Annotated in this window: 10 protein-coding genes and 2 pseudogenes; 10 read left to right on the top strand and 2 right to left on the bottom strand. The window is 70.6% G+C overall.

The features are described 5' to 3' along the window. The 9 genes and pseudogenes from AB8A24_RS42285 to mutM form a co-directional block, all read left to right on the top strand. A pseudogene (locus AB8A24_RS42285) lies at positions 1 to 497 on the top strand (dihydroxyacetone kinase); the annotation flags it as partial. A 26-nt stretch (positions 498 to 523) separates the two neighbouring features. Next, positions 524 to 2,716, top strand: a complete 2,193-nt coding sequence (gene recG, locus AB8A24_RS42280) for an ATP-dependent DNA helicase RecG (RefSeq protein ID WP_328961490.1) — start codon at positions 524 to 526, stop codon at positions 2,714 to 2,716. A gap of 74 nt (positions 2,717 to 2,790) precedes the next feature. After that, complete coding sequence (rsmD, locus tag AB8A24_RS42275; RefSeq protein WP_266379329.1) at positions 2,791 to 3,369, top strand: 16S rRNA (guanine(966)-N(2))-methyltransferase RsmD; 579 nt, start codon at positions 2,791 to 2,793, stop codon at positions 3,367 to 3,369. Positions 3,370 to 3,383: 14 nt separating this feature from the next. Beyond that, positions 3,384 to 3,863 (top strand): pantetheine-phosphate adenylyltransferase, encoded by a 480-nt coding sequence (coaD, locus tag AB8A24_RS42270; RefSeq protein ID WP_030718431.1) that lies wholly within the window; start codon positions 3,384 to 3,386, stop codon positions 3,861 to 3,863. 103 nt (positions 3,864 to 3,966) lie between these two features. Further along, positions 3,967 to 4,989, top strand: coding sequence for a cell division initiation protein (locus tag AB8A24_RS42265; protein WP_328961489.1), 1,023 nt, complete (start codon positions 3,967 to 3,969; stop codon positions 4,987 to 4,989). Positions 4,990 to 5,118: 129 nt separating this feature from the next. Further along, positions 5,119 to 5,769 (top strand): DUF177 domain-containing protein, encoded by a 651-nt coding sequence (locus AB8A24_RS42260; RefSeq protein ID WP_328965833.1) that lies wholly within the window; start codon positions 5,119 to 5,121, stop codon positions 5,767 to 5,769. Positions 5,770 to 5,771: 2 nt separating this feature from the next. Further along, positions 5,772 to 5,945 carry a 50S ribosomal protein L32 gene (gene rpmF / locus AB8A24_RS42255; protein ID WP_003965982.1) on the top strand — a complete coding sequence of 58 codons (174 nt, stop codon included), beginning with the start codon at positions 5,772 to 5,774 and terminating at the stop codon, positions 5,943 to 5,945. A gap of 19 nt (positions 5,946 to 5,964) precedes the next feature. Next, complete coding sequence (rnc, locus tag AB8A24_RS42250; RefSeq protein WP_037863208.1) at positions 5,965 to 6,813, top strand: ribonuclease III; 849 nt, start codon at positions 5,965 to 5,967, stop codon at positions 6,811 to 6,813. Positions 6,814 to 6,928: 115 nt separating this feature from the next. Further along, positions 6,929 to 7,798 (top strand): bifunctional DNA-formamidopyrimidine glycosylase/DNA-(apurinic or apyrimidinic site) lyase, encoded by an 870-nt coding sequence (gene mutM / locus AB8A24_RS42245; protein WP_369479155.1) that lies wholly within the window; start codon positions 6,929 to 6,931, stop codon positions 7,796 to 7,798. Here mutM and AB8A24_RS42240 read toward each other — a convergent pair. Beyond that, positions 7,771 to 8,175, bottom strand: a complete 405-nt coding sequence (locus AB8A24_RS42240) for a helix-turn-helix domain-containing protein (protein ID WP_030718446.1) — start codon at positions 8,173 to 8,175, stop codon at positions 7,771 to 7,773. The two genes, mutM and AB8A24_RS42240, sit on opposite strands and share 28 nt — an antisense overlap. Before the next feature lie 127 nt (positions 8,176 to 8,302). Between AB8A24_RS42240 and AB8A24_RS42235 the strand changes: the two genes are divergently transcribed. After that, entirely contained in the window at positions 8,303 to 8,914 is a 612-nt protein-coding gene (locus AB8A24_RS42235) for a flavodoxin family protein (protein WP_030773542.1), read from the top strand. 17 nt (positions 8,915 to 8,931) lie between these two features. Here the strand turns inward: AB8A24_RS42235 and AB8A24_RS42230 are convergent. Beyond that, positions 8,932 to 9,306: pseudogene (locus AB8A24_RS42230) on the bottom strand (CAP domain-containing protein); the annotation flags it as partial. Positions 9,307 to 9,419 lie beyond the last annotated feature (113 nt).

Below are 9,419 nucleotides of genomic sequence, written 5' to 3'. Positions count from 1 at the left end.
CCGACGCCCTCTTCGAGGAGACCCGCGCCGCGGCGGCCGAACAGGCCCGCGCCGAAGGCGTACGGGTGGCCGTGATCCCCACCCGCTCCGCGGTCCAGGGCCTGGCCGCCCTCGCGGTGCACGACCCGGAGGGCAGCTTCGACGAGGACGTGGTCGCCATGACCGCGGCGGCCGGAGCCACCCGGTACGGGGAACTGGCCGTCGCCGAACGTCAGTCCTTCACCTCGGCCGGCATCTGCCAGGCCGGCGACGTGCTCGGCCTCATCGACGGGGACGTCGCGGTCATCGGCGCGGGCCTGCCCGAGACCGCCGAGGCCGTCCTGGACCGGATGCTGGGATCCGGCGGCGAACTCGTCACCCTGGTCCTGGGACCCGATGTGCCGGACGCCGTCGCCGAACGCCTGGAGGCCTACGTCCAGCACGGCCACCTCGCCGTGGACACCGTCACCTACCGGGGCGGCCGGTACTCGGCACCGCTCCTCATCGGGGTGGAATAGCGGGCTTGTCAGCGCCATGGTGTGCAATGGAACACGTGCCCGCGCTCGACGAAGACCTCAAGAAGACACTCGGTCCCGCCACCGCCAAGGTGTTGGCCGAGCAGCTCGGCCTGCACACGGCCCTGGACCTGCTCCATCACTACCCGCGGCGGTACGCCGAGCGCGGCGAGCTGACCTCGCTGACCGAGCTCGCCGACCAGATCGACGAGCACGTGACCGTCGTCGCGCAGGTCGCCGACGCCCGGATCCTGACCTTCAACGGAGGCCGCGGCAAGCGCCTGGAGGTGACCATCACCGACGGCAGCGGCCGCCTCCAGCTGGTCTTCTTCGGCGCCGGTGTGCACAAGCCGCACAAGGACCTGCTGCCGGGGACGCGCGCCATGTTCGCGGGCAAGGTCGGCATGTTCAACCGCAAGCTCCAGCTCTCCCACCCCGCCTACGAGCCGCTCGGCCAGGACGCCTCCGACCGGGACGCCGCGACCGCCTTCGCCAACCAGCTCATCCCGATCTACCCGGCCTGCGCCAAGCTGGAGTCCTGGAAGATCGCCAAGTGCGTGGACGCGGTGCTGCCCAGCGCCCAGGACGCCGTGGACCCGCTGCCGGCCGCCCTGCGCGAGGGGCGCGGGCTGGTCCCGCTGACCGAGGCGCTGTTGAAGATCCACCGGCCGGGCACCAAGGCCGACATCGAGGACGCCCGGCAGCGCCTGAAGTGGGACGAGGCCTTCGTCCTCCAGGTCGCCCTGGCCCGCCGCCGGCACGCCGACTCCCAGCTCCCGGCCGTCCCGCGGCGCCCGGTCCCCGGCGGCCTGCTCGACTCCTTCGACGCGAAACTGCCCTTCACCCTCACCCAGGGCCAGCAGACCGTCTCGAAGGAGATCTTCGACGACCTGGCCACCGAACACCCCATGCACCGCCTCCTCCAGGGAGAGGTCGGAAGCGGGAAGACGATGGTGGCCCTGCGGGCGATGCTCGCCGTCGTGGACAGCGGCGGGCAGGCGGCCATGCTCGCGCCCACCGAGGTGCTCGCCCAGCAGCACCACCGCTCCATCACCGAGATGATGGGCGAGCTGGCCGAAGGGGGCATGCTCGGCGGCTCCGACCAGGGCACCAAGGTCGTCCTGCTCACCGGCTCCATGGGGATGCCCGCACGCCGCCAGGCCCTCCTCGACCTGGTCACCGGCGAGGCCGGGATCGTGATCGGCACGCACGCGTTGATCGAGGACAAGGTGCAGTTCCACGACCTCGGCCTGGTGGTCGTGGACGAACAGCACCGCTTCGGGGTGGAACAGCGCGACGCGCTGCGGTCCAAGGGGAAGCAGCCCCCGCACCTGCTGGTCATGACGGCGACCCCGATCCCGCGCACGGTCGCCATGACCGTCTTCGGCGACCTGGAGACCTCCGTCCTCGACCAGCTGCCGGCCGGACGCTCCCCGATCGCGACGCACGTGGTGCCCTCGAAGGACAAGCCGCACTTCCTCGCGCGGGCCTGGGAACGGGTCCGCGAGGAGGTCGAGAAGGGGCACCAGGCGTATGTGGTCTGCCCCCGCATCGGCGACGGGGAGGACGATCCCAAGAAGAAGGCCGCCGAGGACGACGGCGACAAGCGGCCGCCGCTCGCGGTCGTGGAGATCGCCGAGCAGCTCACCCGCGGACCCCTGGCCGGGACGAGCGTCGAGGTCCTGCACGGCCGGATGGACCCCGCCGACAAGGACGACGTCATGCGCCGGTTCGCCGCCGGCGAGGTCAAGGTGCTGGTCGCCACCACCGTCATCGAGGTCGGGGTGAACGTCCCCAACTCCACCGTCATGGTGATCATGGACGCGGACCGGTTCGGCGTCTCCCAACTCCACCAGCTGCGCGGCCGCGTCGGCCGTGGCTCCGCGCCCGGCCTGTGCCTGCTGGTCAGCGAGATGCACGAGGCCAGTCCCGCCCGGGCTCGGCTGGCCGCCGTCGCCGCCACCCTCGACGGCTTCGAACTCTCCCGGATCGACCTGGAACAGCGCCGCGAGGGCGACGTACTCGGCCAGGCCCAGTCCGGGGTCCGCTCCTCGCTGCGCATGCTCGCCGTCATCGAGGACGAGGAGGTCATCGCCGAGGCCCGGGAGGAGGCCACCCGCGTCGTCGCCGAGGACCCCGCCCTGGAGGACCTGCCGGGCCTGCGGACCGCGCTGGACGCCCTGCTCGACACCGAGCGCGAGCAGTACCTGGAGAAGGGCTGAGCGGCACGACCTATCGTTGGAGTGCCGCGGCAGCGCCGGGGCACTCCACCCACCGCCGTACCGAAGGACCCCAGATGACCCGCGTGATCGCCGGTAGTGCCCGCGGGCGCCGGTTGGCCGTGCCCCCCGGCACCGGCACCCGGCCCACCTCGGACCGGATGCGCGAAGGCCTCTTCTCCACCTGGGAGTCGCTGCACGGCGTCGAAGGGGCCCGGGTGCTCGACCTGTACGGCGGCTCCGGCGCCGTCGGCCTGGAATCGCTCTCCCGGGGCGCGACCCACACCCTGCTCGTCGAGGCCGACGCCAAGGCGGCCAAGGCGATCCGGGACAACATCCGGACGCTGGGCCTGCCCGGCGCGGAGTTCCGCGCCGGCAAGGCCGAGCAGATCGTGGCGGCCAAGGCCGCCGGGGACCCGTACGACATCGTCTTCCTGGACCCGCCGTACGCCGTGGACAGCGCGGACCTGCGGGAGATCCTCCTCACACTCCGGTCCAACGGCTGGATCACGGACGATGCGCTCGTCACCGTGGAGCGCAGCACCAGGAGCGGTGCCTTCCCGTGGCCCGAGGGCTTCGAGCCGCTCCGGTCGCGCAAGTACGGCGAGGGCACCCTGTGGTACGGCCGCGCCGGCTTCACCCGCGAAGACTCATGAACGAGGGAGTTCAGTTGCGCCGCGCCGTCTGTCCGGGGTCCTTCGATCCCATTCACAACGGACACCTCGACATCATCGGACGGGCCTCCAGGCTGTACGACGTCGTGTACGTCGCCGTGGGGATCAACGAGTCGAAGAAGGGCCTGTTCACCGTCGAGGAGCGGATGGAGCTGATCCGCGAGGCGACGGCCGACTACGGAAACATCCAGGTCGAGTCCTTCCACGGTCTGCTCGTCGACTTCTGCAAGCAGCGGGACATCCCCGCCATCGTCAAGGGCCTGCGCGCGGTCAGCGACTTCGACTACGAGCTCCAGATGGCCCAGATGAACTTGGGTCTGTCGGGCGTCGAGACGCTGTTCGTCCCGACCGTCCCCAGCTACAGCTTCCTGTCCTCCTCGCTGGTCAAGGAGGTCGCCACCTGGGGTGGCGACGTCGCCCACCTGCTGCCGGCGCACGTCCACGCGGCGCTCCTGGAGCGGCTGCGCAACCGCTGACCGGCCGACAGGGCGTCAGGCAGTGTCGGGGGCCCGCTCCATGGCCTTACAGTCGTCCCGTCCGTCTCAGGAACCGCCCGAGGCCGAGAGAGTGCGAGCCCCCATGGACGTGCAGAAGAAGCTCGACGAGATCGTCGCGGCCGTCGGCGGCGCCCGGTCCATGCCCATGTCGGCCTCCTGTGTGATCAACCGCGCCGAGCTGCTGGAGCAGCTCGAAGAGGTGCGCCAGGCGCTGCCCGGCTCCCTCGCGCAGGCTCAGGAGCTCATCGGCGGCCGGGAGCAGGTGGTCGAGGAGGCCCGCCGGGAGGCGGAGCGGATCATCGACGCGGCCCACAACCAGCGCGGTTCGCTGATTTCCGACACCGAGATCGCGCGGCGCTCCCAGGCCGAGGCGGACCGGATCCTGGAGGAGGCCCGCCGGGAGGCGGAGGAGATCCGGGCCGAGGCCGACGACTACGTCGACAGCAAGCTCGCGAACTTCGAGGTCGTGCTGAGCAAGACCATCGGTTCGGTGGACCGGGGTCGGGAGAAGCTGCTGGGCCGCGGACCGGGTCTGGACGAGCACGGCTACCCCGACATGGAAGCGCCCGAGCGCAGCCACGACCCCGAGACGCAGCGGCAGCAGGCGGACGCCTACGTGGACACCAAGCTGGCGACCTTCGAGGCGGTGCTCTCCAAGACCCTGGAAGCCGTGGGCCGCGGTCGTCAGAAGCTCCTGGGCCGTGTCCCGACGGACGACCTGGGAGTCCACATGGCCGCCCAGGACGCGGTCGGCGGACAGCAGTCCCGCTCGGCGAGCGACTCGGACTTCCTGGCGGGGCTGGCCGAGCCGGAGCCGCCGCACGGGCAGGCGCCGATCCCGGCACAGGCGGAGCCCGTGTACGACACGTACTCCTACCAGCAGCCCGCCCAGCCCGCCGCCCAGCAGCAGGACGCGTACTCCTACCAGGACCCCTACGGCGGCTACCAGCAGCAGCCGGACCCGTACGGGGCCTACCAGCAGCAGCCCGACCCCTACGCCGCGTACCAGCCGCAGGCCCAGCAGCCCTCGCTCGACGAGACCAGTCTCTTCGACACGAGCATGATCAACCTGGACCAGCTGCGCCAGTACGAACAGGGGCGGTAGTACCGGATTGGGCGCTGGGCGTCGCGCCGGGTATCCTGGCTGTTCGGTCGCGCGTATGCACCGCGATCCATGCTGCCCTAGTGCGGCGGAATTTTTGATCTTCAGCGATCTGTGAAAGCAGGAACGGCCCTGAATACCCGCCTCGACCACCACAACCCCCTCGTGTTCGACACGCACGAGCTGGGCCGGCGTCCTGGTGCCATGCAGCGGCTGTCCCGTGAGATCGCGGCACCGGCGGACTTCGGTCTCGCCGGCGTCATCGGAGTGCCGGAAGGCGCCCCGGTGAAGCTCAGCCTCCGCCTGGAGTCGGTCATGGAAGGGGTGCTTGTCACAGGCACCGCCCGTGCGTCGGCCGTAGGGGAGTGCGTAAGGTGTCTGGAGTCCGTCGAGCGCGAGCTCAAGGCGGACTTCCAGGAGATGTTCTCGTACCCTGACGCCGACGACCGGAGCCGCTCCAAGGCGGAACCGGCCGACGACGCCGAGGACGACGAGGACACGCTCTTCCTCGAGGACGGCTTGTTCGACCTCGAACCCGTGCTGCGGGATGTGGTGGTGCTCGCACTGCCCATGCAGCCGGTGTGCCGGGAGGACTGTCTCGGACTGTGCCCCGATTGCGGGCTCAGCCTGAACGACGACCCGGACCACCACCATGACGCCGTCGACATCCGTTGGGCGGCATTGCAAGGACTCGTCGTGACCGATCAGGACGACGAGAAGGACAACATGAGCGGCACTGCCTCTGACGGAGTTCAGGGCGCCGCCGAGAAGCAGGAGAAGTAGCCGTGGCTGTTCCGAAGCGGAAGATGTCGCGCAGCAACACGCGCCACCGCCGGTCGCAGTGGAAGGCTGCGGTCCCCACCCTGGTTTCGTGCGAGCGTTGCCAGGAGCCGAAGCTCCAGCACATTGCGTGCCCGAGCTGCGGCACCTACAACAAGCGCCAGGTCCTCGAGGTCTGAGCGGCTGGTGAGAGGCGCAATGTCTGAGCTGTCCAACGCTGAGAAGCAGGCAGACAGTAACAACGCGGCCTCGTCCCACAAGCTTCTGGAAGGGCGGCTCGGGTATCAACTCGAGTCCGCCCTTCTGGTGCGTGCACTGACCCACCGCTCGTACGCGTACGAGAACGGCGGTCTGCCCACCAACGAACGCCTGGAGTTCCTCGGGGACTCCGTGCTGGGCCTGGTGGTCACGGACACGCTGTACACGACCCACCCGGATCTCCCCGAAGGCCAGCTGGCCAAACTTCGGGCCGCGGTGGTCAACTCGCGCGCACTTGCGGAGGTCGGGCGCGGCCTCGAACTCGGCTCCTTCATCCGGCTCGGCCGGGGCGAAGAGGGCACGGGTGGCCGGGACAAGGCCTCCATCCTCGCCGACACCCTTGAAGCGGTGATCGGCGCGGTTTACCTCGATCAGGGCCTCGACGCGGCCTCGGAGCTGGTTCACCGGCTCTTCGATCCGCTCATCGAGAAGTCCTCGAACCTCGGGGCCGGCCTGGACTGGAAGACCAGTCTCCAGGAACTCACGGCGGCCGAAGGCCTTGGCGTGCCCGAGTACCTGGTCTCCGAGACCGGTCCGGACCACGAGAAGACCTTCACCGCTGCCGCTCGCGTCGGTGGTGTCTCGTACGGCACCGGCACCGGCCGCAGCAAGAAGGAAGCGGAACAGCAGGCTGCGGAGTCCGCATGGCGTGGGATCCGCGCCGCCGCGGACGAGCGGACCGCGGCCGCGGCAGCTGCCGCGACCACCGCTCCGGCCGAGGTCCCGGCTTCGGCCGGGACCGAGAACGGCGGGGTGCCGACGCCCGCCGACTCGGCGCCGGACGCCTGACCCTTCCTTCGGGATGTACCCGCCCGCCCCTGCCTCGCAGGGGCGGGCGGTTGCCGTTTCCGGCGGCCGGTACGCTCGCCGGGAGCATCAGATCCACTCCCACCGGAGGTGCCCCGTGCCCGAGTTGCCCGAAGTCGAAGTCGTGCGGCGGGGGCTGGAGCGCTGGGTGGCCGGGCGGACCGTCGAGGCCGTCGAGGTCCTGCATCCACGGGCCGTTCGGCGGCATCCGGGCGGCGGGGCCGACTTCGCGGCGCGCCTGCGCGGGGAGACCGTCGCAGTGCCGCGGCGGCGCGGGAAATATCTGTGGCTGCCGCTGGAGGGCCGGGACCTGTCCGTGCTCGGGCACCTCGGGATGAGCGGGCAGTTGCTGGTGCAGCCGCAGGACGCCCCCGACGAGAAGCACCTGCGGATCCGGGTGCGCTTCGACGACGACGCCGGGACGGAACTGCGCTTCGTGGACCAGCGGACCTTCGGCGGCCTCTCGCTGCACGAGGTCGCGGCCGACAGCACCGACGGGTTGCCCGACGTGATCGCGCACATCGCGCGCGACCCCCTGGACCCGCTCTTCGACGAAGGCGCCTACCACCTCGCGCTGCGGGCCAAGCGGACCACGGTCAAGCGGGCGCTGCTGGACCAGTCGCTGATCAGCGGGGTGGGCAACATCTACGCGGACGAGGCGCTGTGGCGCGCCAAGCTGCACTACGAGCGCCCGACCGCGGGCCTCACGCGTACTCGGAGCGCGGAACTCCTCGGCCACGCCCGGGACGTCATGAACGCCGCCCTCACGGTCGGCGGCACCAGCTTCGACAGCCTCTACGTCAACGTGAACGGGGAGTCGGGCTACTTCGATCGTTCGCTCGACGCCTACGGGCGCGAGGACGAACCCTGCCGGCGCTGCGGTACGCCGATACGGCGCCGACCGTGGATGAACCGGTCGAGCTACTTCTGCCCGCGCTGTCAGCGGCCGCCGCGCGTGGCGTCGTAGGACTCCCGGGCACCCAGTACGGCCGGCATGTTCCCCTCCAGGCAGTGGATGAGCGCGAGCAGCCGGTCCGCGACCTCGACGCCGAGCGGGGTCAGTTCGTAGTCGACGCGCGGCGGGTTCGTGGGCTGCGCCTCGCGGTTGACTATGCCGTCGCGTTCCAGCGCGTGCAGGGTCTGCGAGAGCATCTTCTCGCTGACGCCCTCCACGCGGCGGCGCAGTTCGTTGAAGCGGCACGGGCCTTCGCGCAGGGCGCCCACGGTGAGGCTGCCCCAGCGGCCGGTGACGTGCTCGAGGGTTTCCCGGGATGGGCAGGCGCGCGCGAAGACATCGAACGGTTGTTCGGTGTCGATGGCTTCGGTACAGGCGGGGGTCTCCATGCGCACCAGCGTACTCCCCGGCAGCGCTAACCCGAGGGTTGCGCTTTCCAAAAGTTAGTGATTCTCTTCCTCTCGTCGCACCACGTCCTGTGCCGCGACGAGAGTTTTCCCGAGGGAGAGATCAGCCTTGTCCGCAATCACGCACACCCCCGTCGTCTCGATCGCCTACCACTCCGGCTACGGCCACACCGCCGTCGTCGCGGAGGCGGTCCGCAGCGGCGCCGTGGACGCCGGGGCGACCGTTCACCTGATCAAGGTCGACGAGATCGACGACGCCCAGTGGGAGCTGCTCGACGCCTCCGACGCGATCGTCTTCGGCTCCCCGACGTACATGGGCACCGCCTCCGGCGCCTTCCACGTCTTCGCCGAGGCCTCCTCGAAGCGCTGGTTCGGCGACGCCTGGCAGGACAAGGTGGCGGCCGGCTTCACGAACTCCGCGTCCAAGAGCGGCGACAAGCTGCACACCCTGCAGTTCTTCCAGATCCTGGCCGCGCAGCACGGCATGAGCTGGATCAACCTGGGCCTGAAGCCGGGCTGGAACTCCAGCACCGCCTCCGAGAACGACCTGAACCGTCTCGGCTTCTTCGCCGGTGCCGCCGCCCAGTCCAACTCCGACGAGGGCGCGGACGCGGTCCACAAGGCCGACATCGCGACCGCCGAGCACCTGGGTCGCCGCGTCACCGAGCAGACCCGCATCGTCATCGCGGGCCGCGCGGCCCTGGCCGCCGCCGCGGTCTGAGCCCTCGAGGGCTCGTCTCAGAAACCGAAGCCCTGGGTCCACCAGGGGCCGCCGGCCGCGACGTGGACGCCGACACCCAGGGTGCGGAACTCGCAGTTCAGGATGTTCGCCTTGTGGTCCGGGCTGTTCATCCAGGCCTTCATCACGGCCTCGGCGTCACCCTGGCCGCGGGCTATGTTCTCGCCGCCGAGGCCTGCGATCCCGGCCTTGGTGGCGCGGTCCCAGGGGCTGTTGCCCTCGGGGTCCTCGTGGCTGAAGAAACCGCGGGTGGCCATGTCCAGGCTGAAGGCTCCGGCCAGGGTCGCGAGCGGCGGGTTGGCCCGGACCGGGCCGCAGCCGGCCAGTGCGCGCTCCTGGTTCACCAGCTCGACGACGGCGGCCTCCTCCGCAGAGTGGCCGTCCAGGGGCGGCCGGCGCAGAGGCGGCGCCCTACCCGCCGCCGCCCTCGTACCCGCCGGCCGCACCCGGTTGGCACGAGGCGCACCAGCCGCAGCCGCCGGTCATC

Source organism: Streptomyces sp. BF23-19 (genome assembly GCF_041106355.1).
Lineage (GTDB): Bacteria > Actinomycetota > Actinomycetes > Streptomycetales > Streptomycetaceae > Streptomyces > Streptomyces virginiae_A.
This window is presented reverse-complemented; position numbering and strand designations above follow the sequence as displayed.